Source organism: Heyndrickxia sporothermodurans, from assembly GCF_003055045.1.
GTDB classification, from domain to species: domain Bacteria; phylum Bacillota; class Bacilli; order Bacillales; family Bacillaceae_C; genus Heyndrickxia; species Heyndrickxia sporothermodurans.
In genome coordinates this window covers 31,662-54,311 of record NZ_NAZB01000045.1, presented here as the reverse complement: position 1 = coordinate 54,311, position 22,650 = coordinate 31,662, and the positions used below count along the sequence as shown (strand labels likewise).

The window sequence follows — 22,650 nt, the reverse complement described above, 5'->3', positions numbered from 1 at the left end:
TCAAAATATACAGTAAATTTAAATTATCTGTCAATAATTTATTCAAAATTTGTTGAAAATTGAATATAAACCGAATATTTAGATGTATCACAAAAAACACTAGTAACATCTGCTTATTATTTTTACAACTATTGGTATAATTGTTCACAAAAAAAGATTGGCCAACTTAATTATGACCAATCTTTTTTATAGATTACTATCTATTATTAAAATAGACTTCCAAAGAAATCAGCGATCGCTTGAAAAATCTTTTTAAAGAAATCGGCTACTCCTTGCCAAAATCCTTTGTCCCCTGTTGCATCCTGTAGTTTCTTTTTAATATCATTTGCGATATCTCCAAGTTGACTCTTTACATTATCAAAATTAATATCCAGATTTCGCATTTTATCAAATAGTTTTACTAGAAGCTCGCGATCTTCCGGGCTTAATTGAATGTTTAATGATTTGAGCTTATCATCGATAATTTTTTCGATATCTTCTTTTGTAGCTGGTTTTTGTTTCGCTATTTCTTCTTTAATTTCCGTTAGTAGTTGTGTGACCTTTTCTTGGTCCATTCCGTCTTTTTTCGCTAAGTCTGTTGCTAAACCAAGTTCTTCGTTAGCTACTTCCATTCGATCTTTGTTAAGATCACCGCCGCCTTTGTCATATGCTTTGTAAATACCTACTAGCGCTGAATGACCGCTAACCTTTATTGGTGAAGCCACTTCCACATCCGCGTCCTCTACTCCCGCTGTAAGAAGCGCATTTGCATACATCTGGTCGGTAACCTCTGTAATATTGTCGGGAGTAACAATTGAAATGGCGAGACCTTCCCCTTTTTCTTTTCTTGTAATTTTTGCTGAGGAATACAGATTAGAATTTGGATCGCCATTTATATATTTTACAAGATCGGCCGCTGTTACTGTAACTTCTTTTACTTGGCTGCTGTCTGTTACATTTAGTAGTTCTTTTACTTTTTGCTTTTGGTCGGCAGATAGTTTTTCACCGTAGACAACAATCGGCAAGCCGAATTTTTCATTAATGCTGTCACTGTTATCATTACTAGATGCCTTTGCCACACTATTCATGCCTATTCCTAACATAAAAACCGCAATAAGAACTATTTTACTTATTCGTTTTAACATTTTATTCTGCTCCTTTAAGTCTTAAATAGCCCTTCCATGTTTTGAAGGTTGTCTTAAGTAAATCTATTTCGAAGGGCTATTTATTAGACGTTTTTCATTTTATTTAAGTTTCATTTTTTACCGATTGGGACGGCCCGTCATAATTCTTTCATTATCCACATACTAATTTAGTAGGTGATGAGAGTATGAGAAGAAAACGTAAACCCGCTTTAAAAATCATTGTTTTCACCCTTATTATTATTTTGCTGTGTCTATTATTATATGTCATCTTTTCGCAATCATCAAAAGACCGGGCAACAAGTTTAGTAGAAGACTTTTACCAATACGAGAAATCCGGGAATTTCGGTGGCTCTTGGACTCTTTTTCATCCATTGATGAAGAAAAAGTTTTCGCAGGAAGATTATATACAAAGACGTGCCCATGTTTTCATGCAAGATTTTGGCGCAAAAACTTTTTCCTATACAGTCGGGAAAGCCCATCATCTTAAGAGCTGGACATTTTCGAAAGAAAGTCCAAAGTTTAAAAACACGTATCAAGTACCGATTACACAAACATTTAAAAGTGAGTTTGGCGTGTTTACAATTCATCAAGATGTGTATGTGGTAGAGGAGAAGGATAAATGGTATATCCTATGGGCGTACAAAAAATAAGAATCACTAGCATGGTAGATAGCTGCTAGTGATTTTGTTTTTATCAAAATATTAAAATACTCCGCCATCTGGAAGCGTTTTCATGATAGTATAAAAACAAAGAATTGACACCTACTCCATTGGATAGACTCTGAATATATCATTGTTCATATTTTCTTCATAGATAGATGTTCTAAGAATACATATAGAACATAAAAGAAAATTGGAGGGGTTTCATGAAAAAAACAAAAAACAGGTGGTTGATTGCCTTATCCGGGGTCGGAATTCATATCTGCATTGGCTCTGTGTATGCATGGAGTAATTTCACTAACCCACTCATGAATGAGTTTGGATGGTCAGCTAGTCAGGTGCAAATGACATTTAGTGTTGCGATTCTCTTTTTAGGGCTTTCTGCGGCATTTTTAGGACATTTTGTTGAAAAGCATGGGCCAAGAAAAGCCGGATTGCTTGCCTCCATCTTTTTTGGGGTGGGTGTATTCGGCTCAGGATTTGCCGTTCATGCCGGCTCCTTACCTCTAATCTACCTTTTTTACGGGGTATTAGGTGGGATCGGTTTAGGTGTCGGATATATTACACCTGTTTCCACATTAGTAAAATGGTTCCCTGATCGACGCGGCCTTGCTACAGGGCTTGCGATTATGGGTTTTGGATTTGCTGCAGCGATCAGCAGCCCTATTATGGATGCCCTTATAAAATCATTCGGAATTGCTAATGCTTTTTTCATTTTAGGTGTTGCCTATTTCATCATTATGACTTTATCTTCCCTTTATCTTGAAAAACCTGCTGAAGATTGGAAACCAAAAGGATTTAAGGAAAATGCACAGAAGAAAGTCGTTACAGATTTATCACAATTAACAGCAAATGAATCAATTAAAACGACAAGATTTTATTATTTATGGATTATGTTGTTCATTAACACGACTTGCGGGATTGCCATATTATCGGCAGCAAAACCGTTAGCTCAAGAAAGTATTGGACTAAACACAACAGAAGCTGCTGCACTTGTAGGGATTCTTGGTTTGTTCAATGGCTTCGGTCGCTTAGGTTGGGCATCTATTTCCGATTACTTTGGTCGTGCAAATACGTATACAACCTTCTTTATTTTACAAATTATTCTTTTTGCCCTATTACCACATACAACGATATCTATCCTGTTCCAAATCATGTTAGCCATTGTTTATACATGTTATGGTGGTGGATTTTCTACAATTCCTGCCTTTATTGGAGATTTATTTGGCACAAAACAACTCGGTGCAATCCACGGCTACATTTTAACCGCCTGGGCCGCAGCCGGCCTGGCAGGACCTTTATTTGCAGCATGGATTAAAGATGTTACTGGCAGCTATGCCAATAGCCTCACCTTTTTCTCGGGATTATTCGTACTCGCCTTCATTATTTCTTTAGTCATTCGTATAGACATAAAAAAATTAAAAGAAAACAAAATCCGTCAATCATCTAATACCGCTTCACATATTTAATATAAAGAAAGGTGGAAAAGATGGGAAAAACTAAGCATCAAGGACCGATAAAGTTACCAAAAACACCCGATCCAAAGCTTTGGGTAAGCCCAATTCCTTTTGGGCTGGGGAAGATTAAGCCGAAGCATATTCGTGATACGATGAAAGTCTTATGGGAAAACCGAGATAATCTTCCGTATGCATCAAGGATTTTAACCCAAGGGGTTTGTGATGGTTGTGCATTAGGCGTGGCTGGTCTTCGTGACCAAACATTAACAGGACCACATCTCTGTACAACCCGCTTAAATGTTCTTCGTTTAAATACAATGCCTGCCATGGAAGAATCAGTGATTCATAGTAACATAGAAGAGCTGCAAAAGTTTACTAGTGCAGAGTTAAGAAAGCTTGGGCGAATCCCTTACCCTCTTTCAAGAAAAAAAGGCGAGAAAAAATTTACACGAATTACATGGGATGAAGCATTAAATCGAATAGCTGAAAAAATAAAGGCAATTAATCCAAAACAGCTCGCTTTCTTCCTAACATCAAGAGGAATTACCAATGAAGTGTATTATACAGCTGGAAAAATGGCACGCTTTCTCGGAACGAATAATATTGATAACGCCTCAAGAATTTGTCACTCACCGAGTAAAACAGCATTAAAGCGTTCATTAGGAATTGGTGCATCCAGCTGTAATTATCAAGATTGGATCGGTACGGATGTCCTTATTTTTTGGGGATCAGTTGCTGCTAACAATCAACCCGTTTCAACGAAATATATGTATGCAGCGAAACGGAAAGGAACGAAAATAATTGTAATCAATCCTTATCGTGAACCGGCTATGGATGGATATTGGGTTCCATCCATTCCTGACTCCGCATTATTTGGAACGAAAATTGCCGATGATTTTTATCAAGTCAATATTGGTGGTGACATCGCCTTTATGAATGGGGTGATGAAACATTGGTTTGAAATGGAAGAGGAAGAAAAAGGATCGGCGATTGCTCATCAATTTGTGGAGGAACATACGAATGGGCTTGAAAAATTAAAAGCCCACGTCGTAATGCAAGATTGGGAGTTGCTTGAGAAATCCTCCGGTCTAACTAAGGAACGGATGTGTGAATTTGCTGAAGTTTTAGCAAAAGCAAATAGTGCCGTATTTGTTTGGTCCATGGGGCTTACCCAACATCGGTTTGGAACAGATAATATTTCACAAGTTGCTAATCTCGCCATGCTCCGTGGATTTATTGGTCGTGAACATTGTGGAGTTATGCCGATACGCGGACATTCGGGAGTTCAAGGTTCAGGTGAAATGGGAGCAGACCCTTTTGCTTTGCCTGGGGGAGATTTTGACTATAAAAACATCGAAAGAATGGAAAAGATTTGGGGATTTGAAATTCCTAAATGGCAAGGCGATATTGTTGGAGTTTCGATTGAAAACGCAATGCTCCCGGATGATCATGAAAGGAAACTGAAAGTATTTTACACTTCAGGTGGGAACTTTTTAGAAACGATGCCTGATCCTGCGTTTGTGAAGGAATGTTTAGAATCTGTTGAACTTCGTGTCCATCAAGATATTATTTTTAATACTTCTACTTTAGTTGAGGCGAAAGAAGAAGTGATTGTTTTACCGGCGATGACAAGATATGAACAACGAGGTGGAGGAACCTCCACTTCTACCGAGCGAATGGTTTATTTTTCACCGGAAATTAAAGGACCAAGAATTGAGGAAGCACGATCGGAGTGGGAAATCTATGTTGATTTAGCTGCGCGAATTAAACCTGCCGAAGCAAAGGAATGTTTGAATTTTTCTAGCGCAGAACAAATTCGTGAGGAGATTGCTAAGGCAAACCCTAATTATGATGGAATCCAACATTTACATCAAAAAGGCGATGTGTTCCAATGGGGTGGTGCATGGTTATGTGAGGATGGAATTTGTCCTACCGAAGATGGCAAAGGACAATTACTCCCTATAGAAATACCTGAGCTTCGCAAGCCACAAGGTCATTTTTACGTGACGACACGAAGAGGAAAACAATTTAATTCGATGATTTATAATGAAAAAGATTCGTTTAACAATGCCGATCGCTATGATGTTTTAATAAATGAGGTGGATGCTTCTGAATTAAACATTGCTGAAGGAGAAGCAATCGTTATGTACAATAAGTACGGCTATTTTCACGGTCGGGCAAAATTCGCAGAAACTCAGCGCGGAAACCTTCTTGTGTTCTGGCCTGAGGGAAATGTTCTTATTCCGAAGGGAGTCTATGAACAATATGCGGGAATACCTGAATACAATACCGCTGTAATCGTTGAGAAAGCCGAATCTTTCCATGCACATAAGGATACGAAATATATGGAGAAACGAATCGAGGATTTAGAAGTGGAAATTAGTTAAGAAATCGGCAGGAATGCTGATTTCCTTTGTTTTAGAAATTAGCTACGTTTGAGAGGACATTGAAAGTGAGTGGGGTGGAGTTTTACCAATGGACAATAAAGTTAGAAAGCCATATACGATCGTCAAATACAATGGGGAAACATTATCAAGTGTACAAGATGATATCGCAATCGAGTTTCCATTAACCATTCATGTCGATGGAGAGGAATTTGCAACGATTGTTTGCTCCCCTACCCACCTCGAGGAGCTTGTTATAGGATTTCTCGCATCGGAGGGGCTTATTCGGCTCCACTCTGAAATTGCGTCAATTTCGATCGATGACAATCATGGTTTTGCCTATGTAAATTTAAAGAATAAGAAGGTAATTAATAAGGATTTATATTCTAAGCGATTTATTGGATCTTGCTGCGGCAAAAGTCGGCAATTTTATTTTCACAATGACGTGCGAACAGCGAAAACGATCACGAACACAACTACGATTACGCTTGAAAAATGCTTCCACTTAATGAATATGTTGCAACATCAATCCGCTGATTTTCGGTTAACAGGCGGCGTCCATAACGCTTCCCTATGCACGAACGATGAGATGATTATTAACCGCACAGACATCGGCAGACATAACGCTCTCGACAAACTATATGGTTATTGCCTGAAAGAAAAAATCACTCGCTCAGATAAGATCATCGCCTTTAGCGGCAGACTGTCATCCGAAGTAATACTAAAAGTCGCCAAAATCGGTATCGGAATCATCCTATCCAAATCCGCACCGACATCACTAGGAATCGACCTAGCCAACGACCTCGGCATCACCATAATCGGATTCATCCGAAAAAACCAACTCAACATCTACACCCACCCAGAAAGAGTGTCAGGCACCGAATTGGATTAATACAACATCTTTCTCCACAACCAAAGCGGTGTCAGGCACCAATTTGGATTTATGCAACCTTTTTCGTCATAACCAAAATGGTGTCAGGTACCGAATTGGGTTATGGAAGCATTTTTCCCATTATCCAAAACGGTGCCTGACACTTTATTTGTGACACCTTATTTGATTTTGCGTTGGTATTGGGCGATTCTGTGGTAGTCTTCTTCCATTTTTCTGCTGATGGATAGGAAGATGGACATGAGTTCTTCGTAGATTTTAGCATTTTCGGGGTTTGGCTCGATATCGTTTGTTGTGCCAACCATGTCCTCAACTACTTCTAATCGATCGATTTCCCCAATAGCATATAAACCTAATACGACTGCGCCTAAGCACGAACTTTCATAGCTTTCCGGAATGGTAACAGGTCCTCCAAACACGTCAGCCATGATTTGCCGCCATAGCTTAGATCGAACGAAGCCGCCACTTGCATGAATTTTCTTCGGTTCACCAATTAGCTCTTGTAATGCTAGCATTACACTATACAGATTGTACATAACCCCTTCAAGGATAGCACGAACAAGATGTGCCCTTGTATGGTATAAAGCAAGACCAAAGAAAGAACCCCGTGCATCAGCATTCCAAATTGGCGCACGTTCCCCTGCCATATAAGGATGAAAAATCAAGCCGTCCGCTCCCGGTGCCACCTTTTCAGCCATTTCTGTTAACAATTCATAAGCATCTTCCCCATTTTCCTCTGCCCTTTGTACCTCTAATTGCCCAAACTGATCACGAGCCCATTGGAACGTCACTCCACCGTTATTAACTGGCCCGCCAACAACCCAATGGTTTTCTGTTAAAGCATAACAAAAGGTTCGTCCTTTCGGATCGGTTAAAGGTTTATCACTAACTGTCCGTATGGCACCGCTTGTACCAATCGTGACTGCGAGAACACCCGGTTTAATCGCATTAAGTCCTAAATTTGAAAGAACACCATCACTTGCCCCTACTACAAATGGTGTGTCTACGGAAATATTCATTTGACCAGCCAGCCCACTGTCCAAATTTTTTAAAATATGTGTCGTTGGAACAAGAGCGGGTAGCTTGCTTTCGTCAATCCCGGCAATTTCCAATGCCTCTTTATCCCATTTTAATGTTTCTAAATTAAACATCCCCGTTGCTGAAGCTAATGAATAATCCATCACATATTGATGAAACATTTTATAAAAGATGTATTCTTTAATCCCTAGAAATTTATTCGTTCTATTAAACACTTCTGAATGTTCATTTCGTAACCAAATTAATTTCGTGATTGGTGACATCGGATGTATTGGCGTACCAGTTCTTCGATATAAATTTAACCCTCTTTTAGACGCCTTCAATTCATCCGCATACTTAACACTTCGATTATCTGCCCACGTAATACTTTTTGTCAGAGGATTCCCTTGCCCATCAACCGCAATGACACTATGCATTGCCGAGCTAAAAGATACAAACATTAACTCCTCTTTATGAATCCCACTTGACTTCATCAACTCACGAATTGAAATAATTACTGCTTGAAAAATTTCATCCGGATCTTGTTCAGCGATCGAAGGAGTTGGATTATGTAATGGATACCCTTTTGAAAATGTATCGACTACTTCGCCTTCCTTAGTAAAAAGAACCGCTTTTGTACTCGTTGTTCCGATATCTACACCCATCATATAGGACTGTGCCATGTTTATTCACCTCAAATTAGTTTTTGCTTCGCAAGCAGTACGGAATTTCACGATATCCGCGACTCCCTTTAAAAAATCGACAAGAACCCACGTCAAAATCTGACGTGGGATTTATCATACTTTAATTATACAAAAATACTTAGTAATAACACGATAATGAGTGAAACGATAGAAAGTAGCGTTTCCATAACTGTCCATGATTTTAAAGTTTGGGACACACTCATATTAAAGAATTCTTTCACCATCCAGAAACCTGCATCATTTACATGGGATAAAATCAATGAACCTGAACCGATGGCCAAAACAATTAACTCTGTATTGACACCATGTGTGCTTGCAATCACCGGTGCAACGATGCCGACAGCGGTTGTCATTGCGACAGATGCTGATCCCGTTGCTACACGAATTAATGCAGCGACTAACCATGCAAATAGAATCGGTGAAATATGTGTGTTCGTAGCAAGATTAGCAATAGCATCTCCTACCCCACTCGTAATTAATACATTTTTGAAGGCACCGCCTCCACCAATAACTAAAATAATTGTAGCCGTCGGTGCTAAGCACTCACCCATAAAGCTGGAAAGTTGCTTCTTATTAAATCCTCTTGCATACCCAAGCGTAAAGAAGGAAACAATCACTGAAATTAATAAAGCGACAATTGGTTTTCCAAGGAAAGCGCTCCATTCTGCAAGTACCTTGTTTTCGTGTAATACACCACTTATCGAACCAATTAACATTAAAATGACTGGTAAAAGAATCGTAAAAATAGTTACCCCAAAGCTAGGTAATTTATTTGTTTCCTTTTTCGAAAATTGCTCTGACAATTCTTTAGACATTTCTATATGACCAAGTCGTTTGGCGATAAAAGAGCCAAAAATAGGACCGGCAATAATAACAGAAGGAATACCTACAATCAATGCATATAAGATTGTTCTTGCAACATTTGCATCTAATCCTTCTACAGCAATCATTGGTGCAGGATGTGGCGGAAGCAATCCGTGTACAGTCGATAATCCCGCAACCATCGGAATCCCAATTTTCAATATGGACATTCCCGACCTTCTTGCAACCGTATACACAAGTGGAATTAATAAAACTAGTCCAACTTCAAAGAAAACCGGAATCCCAACGATAAAGGCAACAATCATCATTGCCCAATGGACTTTCTTTTCGCCAAATTTATTTAGTAACGTATTCGCAATTTGGTCAGCTCCGCCAGACTCAGCCAGCATTTTCCCAAGTATCGTCCCAAGACCTATTATAACAGCAATGGAACCTAATGTATTCCCTACCCCATTCTGTATTGCATCCGCCACATCAGGAAGTTTCATTCCGGCTAACATTCCTAGAATAACTGATGTTAATAATAACACAACGAACGGATGCCATTTTACTTTCGCAATCATAAAAATCAAAAAGATAATGGCTAATAATGTGTAAACTAATAAACTTATATCATGACCTGTCATTCTTCGATCCTCCAAATCTAGATGTTTAGTTTTATAGTGATTGTGTTCTTAATTTGAAGAAGCAATCGTTTACATTTTTCATGTAAAAAGAAACGTCCCTATTAAAACGGTTTCATTTCACTTGAAAGAAATATTTTTTCAATATAATTCTATTTTACGATAAATATTTTTTATTTCAATAGTTTTTATGAAAAATAATTCCCTAACTTATTAACAAATAGAAGAAAAAGCAGACTAGATACCCTATTTCAATGAATCTCCCAATACTTTACTAAAATTTTTTCGAAACCGTTTACATTTCTCCTTTCATTTATATTACAATAGAAGAAAAGACAGCTTAGAAAGGTGTAATTTAAATGGGAACACAAATTCAAAAATTCCCTTGTTTACCAAGGATTCGTACGATGTATCCACAATTTAGCGAAAAAGAAAAAATAATAGCCGACTATATATTAGAACATCCTGAAAAAATCATTCATTCAACAATTAATCAACTTTCCGATGATTTATTTGTAGCCGATGCTACTGTTTTTCGCTTTTGCAAGCGGATAGGGTTTAATGGCTTTCAATCTATGAAAATCGCTTTGGCTTCAGAAATTGTTGCACCGATTAAAAATATTCACGAAACGATTCAAGAGGGTGATAACGAAAAGGAAATCGCCGAAAAAGTATTCAAAGCGAATATCCGAACATTAGAGGATACCCTTCATATTTTTAATGAAAATCGTTTCACGGAGGCGACCGAACTAATAATGGGGGCAAGAAAGGTTGAGTTTTATGGTATTGGTGGCTCAGGGGTCATTGCTATGGATGCTCATCATAAATTTTTGCGTACTGGCATTCAAACTTCGGCTTATACTGATTCACATTTTCAAATTATGTCTGCCTCACAGCTAACTGATCAAGATCTGGTGATTCTTATCTCCCACTCAGGTTCTACAAAGGACATGATGGAGATCCTGGACATCGCTAAAAAGAATGGGACAAAAACAATTGGAATTACAAATTTTGCAAAATCGCCATTAAGCCAAAAAGTAGATATTCCCCTATTTACAGCTTCCCAAGAAACAGACTATCGATCCGAGGCATTGTCCTCTCGTATTGCCCAATTAAGTATAATTGATGCCCTTTATGTAAATGTAATGGCGAAGCAAGATAATTTAGGGAAGGAATCACTGCAAAAAATGAGAGAAGCAATCTCTCTTAAAAAGTTATAAAACAAATAGAAAACCAACTGTTATTAAGGAAACAGTTGGTTTTCAAACTTTTAAATTTCAACAAAGTAATCCTTTAGCCTCGATCTTAACTCTCTTTTCAAAAACTTCCCTACCGATGTTTTCGGAATTTCATCCAAAAATAATATTTCATCCGGCATCCACCATTTCGCAAATTGCGGGGCAATGAAATCTAATATTTCTTGTTTTTCTACCTTGCCTTTAAAAGCATCTTTCAATACGATACATGCAATCGGTCGTTCTTGCCACTTTGGATGTGGTACTCCGACTACCGTTGCCTCAAATACTGCTTCATGGGCCATCAATGCATTTTCTAAGTCAACTGAAGAAATCCATTCTCCCCCGCTCTTTATTAAATCCTTTGTCCGATCGACTAATTTCACATTTCCCTCTTCATCTACGGTAGCCACATCACCTGTATAGAGCCAGCCATCTTTAAAAGATTCGCTTGTTCGTTCATCCTTATAGTACTCATCTGCAATCCACGGACCCTTAATTAATAATTCACCCATTTCTTTCCCGTCCCATTTCACCTCATTATCTCCCGCGATGACTTTCATTTGTAGCCCAGGTACAAGTAGACCTTGCTTCGAGCGAATGTTTAATTTCTCTTCTTCATCTATATCTTCTTGATAGCTTTTAAGTGTCGAAATTGTTGCTAGCGGGGTTGTTTCAGTCATCCCATAGGCATGTAAAAATGGGATATTATATTTTTGTTCGAACGCTTTAATCATGGCCATTGGAGCTGCCGAACCACCACAAAGAATGCTTCGTAATGAAGAAGTGTCATAATGATTTTGTTCTAATTCATTTAATAGTCCTAACCAAATTGTCGGCACCCCAGCTGTGACTGTGACCTTCTCATTTTCAATAAGTTGAGCAAGCAGCTTTGGCGTAAACATCGGACCTGGTAAGACTTGCTTAGATCCGAACCATGTTGCAGCAAAAGGCATTCCCCAAGCATTAACATGGAACATAGGAACAACTGGCATACATATATCCTTTTCAGACATTGCAGTAGTATCAGCTAACCCTAATGCATAGCTGTGTAATACAATTCCTCGATGTGAATATACAACCCCTTTCGGATTCCCAGTCGTTGCTGATGTATAACACATTCCTGCAGGGTCATTTTCATTAATATCCTGTAGGAAAGAATGCTCCGGATCACCAGCTTCAAGCAATCTTTCATAAGAATATACAGGCTCTAATGTAGTAGTTGGTAATTTATCCTGATCTGTCATGATAATATATGCCTTCACAGTAGTAAGAGAATCTTTTACCATTTCAACGAGAGGAAGAATATCCTCATCTACGAATAATACTTCGTCTTCCGCATGATTAATAATATAGGAAATATGTTCAGGCGAAAGTCGAAGATTAATCGTGTGTAAAACAGCTCCAATTCCAGGCGCGGCAAAATAAATTTCCAAATGGCGATGATGATTCCAAGCTAAAGTTCCAACCCGATCGCCTTTTTTCACTCCGAGTGTTTCTAAAGCACTTGCAAGTCTGCGAGTTCTCCTACCAATTTCTTTGTACGTAAAGCGATGGATCCCCGACAAAGTTCTTGAAACGACTTCCTTCTTTGGAAAAAATGTTTCAGCCCTCTCTAACAATGAACCTACTGTTAATGGCACCTGCATCATGTCACATTTCCCCTTTATCTATTTGATTTAATTAGATTACAAGTACATTTGTGTTTCTCATATGTTCTGTGATTCTTCCTTTAACTGTTCTCTCAATAAAAATTTTTGAATTTTTCCACTAGCATTTCTAGGCAGGACATCGCAGAATATATATTTTCTTGGCCGCTTATAATTCGCAAGATGGTCACTATTTATGCACCATTCATCCAAGGCAGTTTCAGTTACATCCGGGTCTTTCTTTACAACAAATGCAATCACTATTTCTCCCCAATGCTCATTAGGACTTCCAATAACCGCTACATCTAACACGCCGGAATGCTCATAAAGAACATCCTCCACCTCACGAGGATAAATATTTTCTCCACCGGAAATAATCATGTCATCCACTCGATCCTTCACCCACAAATAGCCGTCTTCATCTAAATAGCCAATATCACCAGAATGGTACCATCCCTTATATAAGGCATATTCCGTCGCTTCATCACGTTCAAAATAGCCGCCCATCATACATGGGCCTTGAACAATGATTTCGCCTGTTTCCCCTATTGGGACAACATCATCCGGATCTGATGGTCCATTTTCATTCGGCCTTACAATACGGATATCATGATTTAAACACGCTTGCCCCGCAGAACCCGCCTTTGATAATTGATCATTCTCTAAAAGGAAAGAAATCGCTGGTCCCATTTCGGTCATTCCATATGCTTGAACAAGCGAAATCCCTAACTGTTTATGACAAGCATGAACAAGTGTTGGTGCCATTGGAGCTGCACCGTAAAGTCCTAGTACCAAACTGTCCAGTTTGTACTTTTCCAAATCCTCTTGTAAAAGCATGTTCCACATCGTCGGTGCTGCAAAAAGCTTAGTGATTTTTTCTTGTTCAATTAGCCGAAGAACTTTAGATGCATTGAATTGGTGGAGAATCGTATTTCTAGCTCCCACATGAATTCGTGGAATGAGTGCACAGTGTAGTTCTGCACAATGGAACATCGGTGCAGTGACAAGCCCATGATCATTTGCATGTAACTTAGTCGCACTTATAATAATAAGACTTTGTTCAACGATTTCTCGATGACGATGGATGACACCCTTTGGTCGGCCTGTTGTTCCGCTCGTGTACATAATGGCGTAAATGTCTGATTCTTCTATTTGGTAGTCTTCTAAAGTTGTAGGTTCAGTTTGAATTTTCTCTTGATAGTTGGCTGCATAGGATGGTGTTTGATCATCAATAAACCAAAACGAAATGTGAGGATAACGGCTTTCAATAGAGGTAATGGTTGATGCTAAAGCCTGTTCGAAAAGGACCACTTTCGGTTTTGCGTCGTCTAAAATATAAGCTACTTCTTCGGACATCAGCCTGAAATTTATCGGATTAATCACTGCGCCAATTTTGGCACAGGCAAAAACGGCTGTTGCTATTTCTTCATTGTTAAAAAGATAGGTTGATACTCGATCTCCTTTTTGAATCCCCTCGTGGATGAGGGCGTTCGCTAGTTGATTCACGCGTTCACTCCATTCTTTATACGTAAATCTTCTGTTTCTTCTTACATCAAACAATGCTTCTTTGTTTGGGTATTTTTTTACTGTTAGATCGAAAAGCTTTCCTATTGTTGTCGACATAAACGAACCTCCCTGTTTCTTTTATTTATTATCTTCAATAACGGCTGATTTCCGCTCCAGGCACTCGCTTTCCGCGGGCGGTTCGGGAGCCTCCTCGTCGCTTCGCGTCTGCGGGGTCTCCCGTATACCGTTTATCCCGCAGGAGTCTCGTGCCTTCCGCTCCAATCAACATAGTTGCAATTTCAACAAGGTGATTCAGCATTTCTTTATTAATAAATATTCAGCTTACTCCAATCTTTCGATGATTGTTGCGTTGGCCATTCCGAATCCTTCACACATTGTTTGCAAGCCGTAGCGGCCTCCTGTTCGTTCAAGCTCATGCATCATTGTTACCATTAATCTTGCTCCGCTTGCACCAAGTGGATGTCCTAGCGCGATGGCTCCTCCATTTGGATTTAACTTTTTCGGATTTGCTCCTGTTTCTTTTAACCAGGCTAACGGAACAGAGGCGAATGCTTCATTTACTTCGAACACGTCGATATCATCGATCGAGAGTCCCGCCTTTTTTAAAACCTTTTCTGTTGCAGGAATAGGACCTGTTAACATAAGTGTCGGATCGGAACCGACAACGACCCGTGTATGAACTTTAAATCGTGGCTTTAATCCAAGCTCTTCTGCCTTTGAACGTGACATTAAAAGTAACGCCGCAGCTCCATCACTAATTTGGCTTGCATTTCCAGCATGAATGATACCGTCTTCTTTGAATGCAGGCTTTAAATTCATTAATGCCTCAACAGAAGTTTCCTTTCTTGGTCCTGAGTCATGGATAACGACTGAATCCGTGCCATTTTCTATCGGTATGATTTCTCTTTGAAAATATCCTTCGGCCTGGGCCTTTAATGCCTTCTGGTGACTTTCATAGGAGAATTCATCCAACTCTTCTCTTGTAAAACCATATTTTTCTGCAATACGTTCTGCAGATAGTCCTTGGTGGATCATTTCATATTTGTTTGTTAGCTTATCGCTAAATGGTGATCCTTGATAGTTAGAGGCAATCGGAACCCTTGACATGCTTTCAACTCCACCGGCGACCACGATATCCATGTCACCTGAAAGAATTGCTTGTGCTGCAAAGTGAACTGCCTGCTGACTTGAACCGCATTGACGATCAATAGTCGTACCTGGAACCTCTATTGGGTAACCGGCAATTAAGGCTGCAACCCTTGCAATATCACCTGCTTGTTCACCAGATTGAGTTACACAACCAAGAATGACATCGTCAATCATGGATGGATCCAGTTTCGTTCGTTTAATAAGTGATTTCAATGTTTCAGCCGCTAAGTCATCTGGACGAATATCCTTTAAATCTCCCTTTTTCCTTCCAATTGGTGTACGAACCCCTTCAACAATCACGACTTCTCGCATGAATAACTTCCTTTCTCTTAAATCAAGACTATTTTTTTATATGAAAATGTTATGAAATCACCTTATTTATTTTGAAAGATAGCTATAATCCAAGATTCTTTGCAATAATTGTTTTCATAATTTCATTGGTACCTGCATAGATGCTTGCTACTGGAATATCCCGATATCGCCTTGCAATCTCATATTCCTCCATATAGCCATATCCCCCGTGGAGCTGCATACATTGAGTAGCAACATTTCTTGCCATTTCGGTCAACTTCCATTTTGCCATTGACACTTTCGTGACAATATCTTTTCCTCCCATGTGATCAGCAATTAGTTGGTCTAAAAAAGCCCTGCCCATTTCAATATCTGTTGCCATTTCAACCAGTTTAAATTGGGTATTTTGAAATCTACTTATTGCTTTTCCAAACGCTTTCCGTGATTTCACATAATCCATTGTTATTTCTAGCATTCTCTCAGCTGACACCTGTGCAGCAATTGCAACAATTAAGCGTTCCTGCTGAAGTTTTTCCATAAGATACGTAAATCCCTTGCCTTCTTCTCCAAGTAAATTCTCTTTCGGTACACGACAATCCTCAAATATCAACTCAGCGGTATCTTGCGCATGCAAGCCAACTTTATTTAACTTTCTGCCCCTTGAAAATCCTGGTGTATTTCTTTCTACAGCAAGAAGACTCATCCCTTTATGGGGAGGGACTGCCTGTGGATTTGTTTTGCAAGCAACGATTACTAGATCTGCATGAACCCCGTTTGTAATAAATGTTTTTTGTCCATTTAATAGATAATGGTCTCCATCTAAAATGGCAGTCGTTTGCATATTAGCCAAATCTGATCCACAACCAGGCTCTGTCATCGCAATGGCTGTAATTGTTTCCCCTGCCACACATGAAGGAAGCCATTTTCTCTTCTGTTCCTCCGTACCATAGGAGGTCAAATAAGGAATCACAATATCATTATGTAAACCGATACCAACCAGGCTTGAGCCCACTCTTTCTAACTCCTCGTTAATAATAACCGAAAAGCCCCAATCTCCTCCATATCCACCATATGACTCATCGACATCCGGACAAAGAAACCCTTGCTCCCCCATTTTTTGCCAAAAGGAGCGAGGAACAATCCGATTTTCTTCCCACTCATCATAGTAAGGTACACACTCTTTCTGAAGAAATCGCCTTAAAGAACTACGGAATATTTCATGTTCATCTTTCAAATATAGATGGTTCATTTGAAAATTCCCCTTTTCTATGCCAATCGTACTATCTTCTATTGTAACCGATTGGACGTATAACTGTTAGAATATTTTGACTTAAAATCAGAAAAATTTTTACTAGTTTTAATTTTAGTCATTCTAGTAAAAGTTGTATGATAGTAGCAAACTAATTATGTCTAGGAGTGATCATTTTGTTTCCCGTTAAATTAATAGATGAACTATTACAAGAAAGCGCTAATAAAGATGAGGCCATTAAAATGGAAAGTTATATGAAAAATAACTTCAAATTTTTCGGAGCAAGAGCACCGGTTGTAAAGGAAATTTTCAAAAAGTTGATTACCGTTTACACAATTCATCCACATGAATTAAAGGAACTTGTTACTCATTTGTGGAAAAAAGATGAAAGAGAGTATCAAATGATTGCGATTCTTTTTTTAAATCGTTATCAAAAGTGGTTAAAGGAGGAGGATATAGAATTAATCGAATACTGCATTACAAATAAATCTTGGTGGGATTCTGTTGATTCAATTGCTCCCAATGCACTCGGATATTATTTAAAAGCATATCCTCAACATAAACCTGAAATCATCGAGAAATGGTTATCCTCCAATAATCTTTGGCTTCAAAGAAGTATCTTATTATATCAATTAAAATATAAGAAAGACACAGACGTTTCCATTTTGTTCGATAGTATCCTACGTTTAAAAGATTCCAAAGAATTTTTTATCCAGAAGGCAATTGGATGGGCATTACGGGAGTATTCAAAAACAGATTCACAAAAAGTTATAGACTTCGTAGATTCAACCAATCTCGCAAATCTTAGTAAAAAAGAATCGTTAAAATGGATGAAATCTAAAAAGATAATCCGGTAAATGATCTTAAATGAGGTGGATTAGATGAAAGCAAAAAAGGGAGTTTCTTTTCTTCGAATCTTTTGGGTAATTTTTTTAATTTTTATTGCTCTTTTCCTTGTCTATCTTTATCAGCTGCATACTGAAGGTTTATTAACAAAGAAAATTCTCTTCACTGTAGATCAGCTTGCTAAAATGATCAAGAAAAATCCCATTCTATTTGTGGGATTAATAAGCTATATTATTATATTTTATCTCGGCTATTTGGTAGGAAAGAAACGAAGATGAAAGAAGAAAATCTCCTTTAATATGACAATATTCACCACTTCCTTCATTTAATCAAACGTTTGATTAAAAATGCTGTGCCTATTGATATATAAAGTTTATAGCATTCTTCTATATGAGATTATTGTCAAATTTTCTCTATCAGGATGCTCTCCAATTTACGAAAACAACAATAATATTACAATTACTTATAACCTGCGTTTTTCAGTTGATTATTCCCCTTTTTATTACTATGATAAGGATATTGTCAAAAAATTTTTCTCATTGTATATTACTTTAAAACAAATATAGGCATATGCTAAAATGAAGGCCACTTTTTCATCAAAGATCATTATCTCTGCAAAAGGAATGATATGAATGACTGATTATACTCAAATTTACAATAAATTATCGACTATTATAGATAAAAACAATATTAAAACGAATGAGTTATTAAAAAACCATACGTATACAAAACTTGGCGGGAAAGCGGATATTTTTCTTACCCCTTCCACTTATGAAGAAGTGCAGACCGTCGTTAAATTTGCAAAGCGGGAGAATGTCCCTTTCACCTTACTAGGAAATGGTTCCAACTTGATTGTTAAGGATGGCGGAATTCGCGGCATTGTTATTCTTCTTGAAAATTTCAATCGTATTTCTGTTGAGGAGAATTTCTTAACAGCGCAAAGCGGTGCCGCCATCATCGATGCATCTCAGTATGCATTAAAGGAAAAATTAACTGGTTTAGAATTTGCTTGTGGAATCCCTGGTACTGTAGGCGGGGCTTTATTTATGAATGCCGGTGCCTATGGCGGTGAAATCAAAGACGTATTGGATCATGCGATTGTTATCGATCGTAACGGAGAAGTCGTAAAAAGAACGGCAGAGGATCTTGAACTTAGCTATCGTACAAGTAATATCCCTGAAAAAGGGGATATTGTTCTTGAAGCTATTTTCAAGCTAAGACCTGGAAAGTATGAAGAAATTAAAGCGGTTATGGATGATCTCACATTTAAAAGGGAATCAAAACAACCACTTGAGTATCCTTCATGTGGCAGTGTCTTTAAAAGACCCCCGGGTTACTTTGCCGGGAAACTCATTCAAGATAGCGGGCTTCAAGGAAAACAAATTGGCGGTGCGCAAGTATCAACAAAACATGCCGGTTTTATTGTCAACAAAGACAATGCAACTGCAGAAGAATATATTTCATTAATCAAATATGTTCAAAAGACTGTGAAGGAAAAATTCAATGTAGAATTGGAACGAGAAGTTAAGATTATTGGTGAGGATTTATAATTGTTATTAACTGCAAAAAACACACGANNTCGTGTGTTTTTTGCAGTTAAATATTATCATATATCCGATGAGAGTATTAAGGTGGGCGAATAAAGTAGTTCTTCCATTTTTGAGTGATGCGTAAAAAGGTTATGTCATTGTCCTTTCGTGCACTAATGCAATGAGTTCTTGACTTTTCCTTCTCGAATCTTGTGGATTCGTGCACGTAAGCAATGTGTTCACGGTCTTTCCTTCCCGAATCTCGCGGATTCGTGCACGTAAGCGATGTATTCCTGGTCTTTCCTTCCCGAATCCGAGTTCTCCTACGATAATTTGATTCACTTAACACTACGTCAGTGTATAAAAAACCCCTAGCGAATACTGTATTCGCTAGGGGTTGCTTATTATTTTATTCAACTACGCGTCGTACAACACCTTTGAATGCTTTTTTCCAGTATGAGTTGCTCAATGAATCAATTGATACGCCGTGTGAACTGTTGTCATTTAAGAATTGACCATTTCCTAGATAAATTCCTACATGACCATTTGTTTTATACGTATCAAAGAAGATTAAGTCTCCTCTTTTCATTTCTGAAGAACTTACTGCCCTTCCTTGTCCAACTAGTGTATCCGTATTTGTTCCAGAAACTGGTCCTAGATTAACTCCACCTTCAGCATATGCCCAGCGAACGAATGAAGAGCAATCAAATGAACGTCTTGCTATATCGCTGCTGCTACGACCGCCGCCCCAATTGTAAGGAGAACGACCAACAATAGATGACCCTGCACTTATCGCAGCTTCAATGCCTCCGGAGCCTAATTTTACAGTTGATGATGGCGCCGTGTAAGTGGACGTATGATTAGTTGATGAACTGCTGCTTTTTGTTCCTGAAGTAGTTTCAGAAGTAGAAGCGGCTGCTGCTTTTTCCTGTGCCGCCTTTTCTGCTGCAGCCTTTTCAGCAGCTGCCTGGTCTTCAAGATTGCCTAATTCACTTGATGCATTTTTTTGTTCTTCTTTTATTTTTGCAAGAATACTATTTTTATCATCAATTTGATATTGTAATTCCTCTTTCAGATCTTTAAGATCATCTAAATCCTTCTGAACTTTCTCTAGCTTACTTGCAAGCTCTTTCTTGGACTGTTCAAGTGATTCTTTATCTTTTTTCTGTTCATCTAAAATCTTCTGATCAGCATTTACGATGGTAGAAACCGCCATAGCGCGGTCAACGAAATCACCGAAACTTTCGGATTCTAGTAAAACATCTAAATAACTTACGACACTCCCGCTCTCTTGAATCGCACGGGCACGTTTTTGTAATAATTTATTACGTTCATCAATTCTTTTCTTTGTATCTGCAATTTTTACTTTTAATTGTTCAGATTCTTTTTTTGTATCTGCTACTTCTGCCTTTGTCTTGTTCATTTCCGCATTAGTCTGTGCAACTTTTGCATCGATTTGTTTCATATCCGCAAGCATATTGATTTCATTTTGTTTTAAATCGGAAATTTCTTGCTTTTTCGCACGAATTTGTTGATTTACATTTTCGGATGCAAAAACGTTTTGGGTAGAGAATAATGCGCTCGTCCCAATTACAGACGCTAAACCAAGTGTAAGTAATCTCTTTCTCATTTTCTTTTCCCCCGTGATCTTTATAAATATACGAACATAATCTATTAAAATTTAAATTTATTCTATTAATTATGTATAAATAGAAAAATACGTGTCTATTGTCACAGGTGCTATTATAACATCATTATTCGACAAAAGGAGCCACAATCATATTACATTTATATTTCAATTGCGTTACTCTTTGTTAAGTTATTGAAAAAGATTCCGATTTGTTATACTTAAATAACTATATTATTAAAAAGAGGTGGTCTAATGACTATCATATATTTCGTACGTCATGGAGAATCAGAATGGAATGCTAGTGGAAATCGTTATTGCGGACGAACTGACATTAAGCTTTCAAATATTGGAAAACAACAAGCTCAGATGGCAGCTACATTATTGCAAGATGTACAATTTACAGGTGCTTACTCCTCGCCATTATGCAGGGCACGTGAAACGGGAGAATACATTTTATTAAACCACGAGGAATTCGTTCCTATACAAAATGATGAAAGACTCATTGAAGCAAATTTTGGTGAATGGGAAGGCAAAAGGCTAGAAGTATTTATCGCTGAAGATCCAAAGTATTGGGATCAATGGCTAAAGGATCCCGGTTCTACCAAAGCAGGGAAAACAGGTGAAAATGCTTTCGAAATTTTTCAGAGGGTGAATGAATTTGTAAACGATGTTGTTAATCAGCATCCTGAAGGAACGATTCTAGTGACAGCCCACAGCTGGGTCATTAGATTTTTTGTTGCGGGCACACTTGAGATCCCTTTCCGAAATTATCGAATGATTGCTCAGGACAACGTTGGAGTAACGATTTTTAAACGAACAAAAGATGATGAAGGCCGCTTTTTAGCGATTAATTTGAATACACATATAAAGAAGTCCTGACTTTAGAATCAGGACTTTTTTTCTTATGCAAAACAAGTTAGAAATCGTTTTCCCATTAATTACAGCTAACAATCTTGCTTTTAAGCAATTATAATCAAAGGTGAGGAGGGGATAGTTTGTACATTTGGATAATCGCAATAATTGCCATTACTTTTCTAATGATTATTTTTAATAAAGGAAATAAAAACACGCAAAATGTCGTGATAAATCATATAGGGGTCAATCACCCTACGATAGATGGGCAAACGATTAAAGTACTTCAAATCTCTGATCTACATTTAGAAAATCTCTCCATTTCGCCAGAAAAGCTTTATGCACGTTTAAATGATCAATCATTGGATTTAATTGCTTTAACTGGTGATTTTTTAGATAGAAAGCGCAGTATTCCAAAACTGATTCCTTATTTAAACGTGTTCAACCAACTTAATCCTAAATACGGAACATATGCCGTATTTGGAAATCATGATTATGTATTGCGGGATTCAAATTTTCTTACATTAAAAAAAGTGCTTGAAGATCAAGGGTGTAAAACGATGCAAAATGAGAATGACGTTCTAACGATAAACGGGAATCGTTTAAACATTATCGGGATTGACGATTTTAGTACTAAGCGGAGTGAAATTGATAAATCCTATCACGGACTCATGCACGGATATAATCTCGTTTTAACACATGATCCAAATATTGTGCTTAAAATGAAGAATTTTCACTTTGATTATTTATTATCTGGCCATTTTCACGGAGGACAAATATATTGGCCAAAGCCATACCATCTTCTGAAAATGGGAAAACTCGTACGAATGAATATGATTAAAGGCTTGCAAACCCACGATGGAAAGCCATTTTATATTAGCGAAGGATTAGGACAAACAGGTCTTAATATTCGTATTGGAAGCCGTCCTGAAATCACAATCCATCATTTAACGCTTCCAATTATCGAGAAGGCTGCCAGTGCCATGTAGCTTCCACTATCTTAAGAACACCTAA

18 protein-coding genes are annotated in these 22,650 nt (G+C 38.0%); 10 read left to right on the top strand and 8 right to left on the bottom strand.

All coding sequences use genetic code 11. The features are described 5' to 3' along the window. Positions 1 to 206 precede the first annotated feature (206 nt). Positions 207 to 1,124 (bottom strand): DUF1002 domain-containing protein, encoded by a 918-nt coding sequence (locus B5V89_RS15965; protein ID WP_066227538.1) that lies wholly within the window; start codon positions 1,122 to 1,124, stop codon positions 207 to 209. 185 nt (positions 1,125 to 1,309) lie between these two features. On the opposite strand from B5V89_RS15965, the gene B5V89_RS15960 reads away from it, so the two are divergent. From B5V89_RS15960 to fdhD, 4 genes are all read left to right on the top strand, one after another. Further along, on the top strand, positions 1,310 to 1,774 hold the full coding sequence (locus tag B5V89_RS15960; protein ID WP_066227541.1) for a hypothetical protein: 465 nt from the start codon (positions 1,310 to 1,312) through the stop codon (positions 1,772 to 1,774). A 215-nt stretch (positions 1,775 to 1,989) separates the two neighbouring features. After that, positions 1,990 to 3,252 (top strand): L-lactate MFS transporter, encoded by a 1,263-nt coding sequence (locus B5V89_RS15955; RefSeq protein WP_108072936.1) that lies wholly within the window; start codon positions 1,990 to 1,992, stop codon positions 3,250 to 3,252. Positions 3,253 to 3,272: 20 nt separating this feature from the next. Further along, entirely contained in the window at positions 3,273 to 5,627 is a 2,355-nt protein-coding gene (locus tag B5V89_RS15950; RefSeq protein ID WP_108072934.1) for an FdhF/YdeP family oxidoreductase, read from the top strand. Between the two features lie 88 nt (positions 5,628 to 5,715). Next, entirely contained in the window at positions 5,716 to 6,516 is an 801-nt protein-coding gene (gene fdhD / locus B5V89_RS15945) for a formate dehydrogenase accessory sulfurtransferase FdhD (RefSeq protein ID WP_066227548.1), read from the top strand. A gap of 158 nt (positions 6,517 to 6,674) precedes the next feature. Here the strand turns inward: fdhD and gntK are convergent, their stop codons facing one another. Next, positions 6,675 to 8,213, bottom strand: a complete 1,539-nt coding sequence (gntK, locus tag B5V89_RS15940) for a gluconokinase (protein ID WP_107921088.1) — start codon at positions 8,211 to 8,213, stop codon at positions 6,675 to 6,677. 125 nt (positions 8,214 to 8,338) lie between these two features. Further along, complete coding sequence (locus B5V89_RS15935; RefSeq protein ID WP_066227554.1) at positions 8,339 to 9,682, bottom strand: GntP family permease; 1,344 nt, start codon at positions 9,680 to 9,682, stop codon at positions 8,339 to 8,341. A gap of 356 nt (positions 9,683 to 10,038) precedes the next feature. Between B5V89_RS15935 and B5V89_RS15930 the strand changes: the two genes are divergently transcribed. After that, a complete protein-coding gene (locus tag B5V89_RS15930) occupies positions 10,039 to 10,899 on the top strand; it encodes a MurR/RpiR family transcriptional regulator (protein ID WP_066227557.1) in 861 nt (286 codons plus the stop codon). Between the two features lie 50 nt (positions 10,900 to 10,949). Here the strand turns inward: B5V89_RS15930 and B5V89_RS15925 are convergent, their stop codons facing one another. From B5V89_RS15925 to B5V89_RS15910, 4 genes are all read right to left on the bottom strand, one after another. Next, on the bottom strand, positions 10,950 to 12,566 hold the full coding sequence (locus B5V89_RS15925; RefSeq protein WP_108072932.1) for a long-chain fatty acid--CoA ligase: 1,617 nt from the start codon (positions 12,564 to 12,566) through the stop codon (positions 10,950 to 10,952). A 57-nt stretch (positions 12,567 to 12,623) separates the two neighbouring features. Next, a complete protein-coding gene (locus B5V89_RS15920) occupies positions 12,624 to 14,186 on the bottom strand; it encodes a fatty acid--CoA ligase (protein ID WP_108072930.1) in 1,563 nt (520 codons plus the stop codon). A 225-nt stretch (positions 14,187 to 14,411) separates the two neighbouring features. Next, positions 14,412 to 15,551 (bottom strand): thiolase family protein, encoded by a 1,140-nt coding sequence (locus tag B5V89_RS15915; protein WP_108072928.1) that lies wholly within the window; start codon positions 15,549 to 15,551, stop codon positions 14,412 to 14,414. Between the two features lie 82 nt (positions 15,552 to 15,633). Then, complete coding sequence (locus B5V89_RS15910; protein WP_107921092.1) at positions 15,634 to 16,779, bottom strand: acyl-CoA dehydrogenase family protein; 1,146 nt, start codon at positions 16,777 to 16,779, stop codon at positions 15,634 to 15,636. A gap of 176 nt (positions 16,780 to 16,955) precedes the next feature. On the opposite strand from B5V89_RS15910, the gene B5V89_RS15905 reads away from it, so the two are divergent. The 3 genes from B5V89_RS15905 (at position 16,956) to murB (ending at position 19,175) form a co-directional block, all read left to right on the top strand. Further along, the gene (locus tag B5V89_RS15905) at positions 16,956 to 17,636 is read left to right on the top strand and encodes a DNA alkylation repair protein (protein ID WP_107921093.1); all 681 of its coding nucleotides are present in this window, start codon (positions 16,956 to 16,958) and stop codon (positions 17,634 to 17,636) included. Positions 17,637 to 17,660: 24 nt separating this feature from the next. After that, positions 17,661 to 17,903 carry a hypothetical protein gene (locus B5V89_RS15900; protein ID WP_066227570.1) on the top strand — a complete coding sequence of 81 codons (243 nt, stop codon included), beginning with the start codon at positions 17,661 to 17,663 and terminating at the stop codon, positions 17,901 to 17,903. Positions 17,904 to 18,257: 354 nt separating this feature from the next. Beyond that, complete coding sequence (gene murB, locus B5V89_RS15895) at positions 18,258 to 19,175, top strand: UDP-N-acetylmuramate dehydrogenase (protein WP_108072926.1); 918 nt, start codon at positions 18,258 to 18,260, stop codon at positions 19,173 to 19,175. Positions 19,176 to 19,563: 388 nt separating this feature from the next. On the opposite strand, the gene B5V89_RS15885 is transcribed toward murB, so the two are convergent. After that, on the bottom strand, positions 19,564 to 20,784 hold the full coding sequence (locus tag B5V89_RS15885; RefSeq protein WP_066232182.1) for a C40 family peptidase: 1,221 nt from the start codon (positions 20,782 to 20,784) through the stop codon (positions 19,564 to 19,566). A 252-nt stretch (positions 20,785 to 21,036) separates the two neighbouring features. Here B5V89_RS15885 and B5V89_RS15880 point away from each other — a divergent pair, with 252 nt between their 5' ends. Together B5V89_RS15880 and B5V89_RS15875 are read left to right on the top strand one after the other, a co-directional pair. Continuing rightward, positions 21,037 to 21,663, top strand: a complete 627-nt coding sequence (locus tag B5V89_RS15880) for a histidine phosphatase family protein (RefSeq protein ID WP_066232185.1) — start codon at positions 21,037 to 21,039, stop codon at positions 21,661 to 21,663. Positions 21,664 to 21,821: 158 nt separating this feature from the next. Next, positions 21,822 to 22,625, top strand: a complete 804-nt coding sequence (locus B5V89_RS15875; protein WP_108072945.1) for a metallophosphoesterase — start codon at positions 21,822 to 21,824, stop codon at positions 22,623 to 22,625. Positions 22,626 to 22,650 lie beyond the last annotated feature (25 nt).

Bases quoted from the DNA above. Each gene is read 5' to 3' on its own strand.
- B5V89_RS15965 (WP_066227538.1), bottom strand. From the start codon at position 1,124: ATGTTAAAACGAATAAGTAAAATAGTTCTTATTGCGGTTTTTATGTTA.
- B5V89_RS15960 (WP_066227541.1), top strand. From the start codon at position 1,310: ATGAGAAGAAAACGTAAACCCGCTTTAAAAATCATTGTTTTCACCCTT.
- B5V89_RS15955 (WP_108072936.1), top strand. From the start codon at position 1,990: ATGAAAAAAACAAAAAACAGGTGGTTGATTGCCTTATCCGGGGTCGGA.
- B5V89_RS15950 (WP_108072934.1), top strand. From the start codon at position 3,273: ATGGGAAAAACTAAGCATCAAGGACCGATAAAGTTACCAAAAACACCC.
- fdhD (WP_066227548.1), top strand. From the start codon at position 5,716: ATGGACAATAAAGTTAGAAAGCCATATACGATCGTCAAATACAATGGG.
- gntK (WP_107921088.1), bottom strand. From the start codon at position 8,213: ATGGCACAGTCCTATATGATGGGTGTAGATATCGGAACAACGAGTACA.
- B5V89_RS15935 (WP_066227554.1), bottom strand. From the start codon at position 9,682: ATGACAGGTCATGATATAAGTTTATTAGTTTACACATTATTAGCCATT.
- B5V89_RS15930 (WP_066227557.1), top strand. From the start codon at position 10,039: ATGGGAACACAAATTCAAAAATTCCCTTGTTTACCAAGGATTCGTACG.
- B5V89_RS15925 (WP_108072932.1), bottom strand. From the start codon at position 12,566: ATGATGCAGGTGCCATTAACAGTAGGTTCATTGTTAGAGAGGGCTGAA.
- B5V89_RS15920 (WP_108072930.1), bottom strand. From the start codon at position 14,186: ATGTCGACAACAATAGGAAAGCTTTTCGATCTAACAGTAAAAAAATAC.
- B5V89_RS15915 (WP_108072928.1), bottom strand. From the start codon at position 15,551: ATGCGAGAAGTCGTGATTGTTGAAGGGGTTCGTACACCAATTGGAAGG.
- B5V89_RS15910 (WP_107921092.1), bottom strand. From the start codon at position 16,779: ATGAACCATCTATATTTGAAAGATGAACATGAAATATTCCGTAGTTCT.
- B5V89_RS15900 (WP_066227570.1), top strand. From the start codon at position 17,661: ATGAAAGCAAAAAAGGGAGTTTCTTTTCTTCGAATCTTTTGGGTAATT.
- murB (WP_108072926.1), top strand. From the start codon at position 18,258: ATGACTGATTATACTCAAATTTACAATAAATTATCGACTATTATAGAT.
- B5V89_RS15885 (WP_066232182.1), bottom strand. From the start codon at position 20,784: ATGAGAAAGAGATTACTTACACTTGGTTTAGCGTCTGTAATTGGGACG.
- B5V89_RS15880 (WP_066232185.1), top strand. From the start codon at position 21,037: ATGACTATCATATATTTCGTACGTCATGGAGAATCAGAATGGAATGCT.
- B5V89_RS15875 (WP_108072945.1), top strand. From the start codon at position 21,822: ATGATTATTTTTAATAAAGGAAATAAAAACACGCAAAATGTCGTGATA.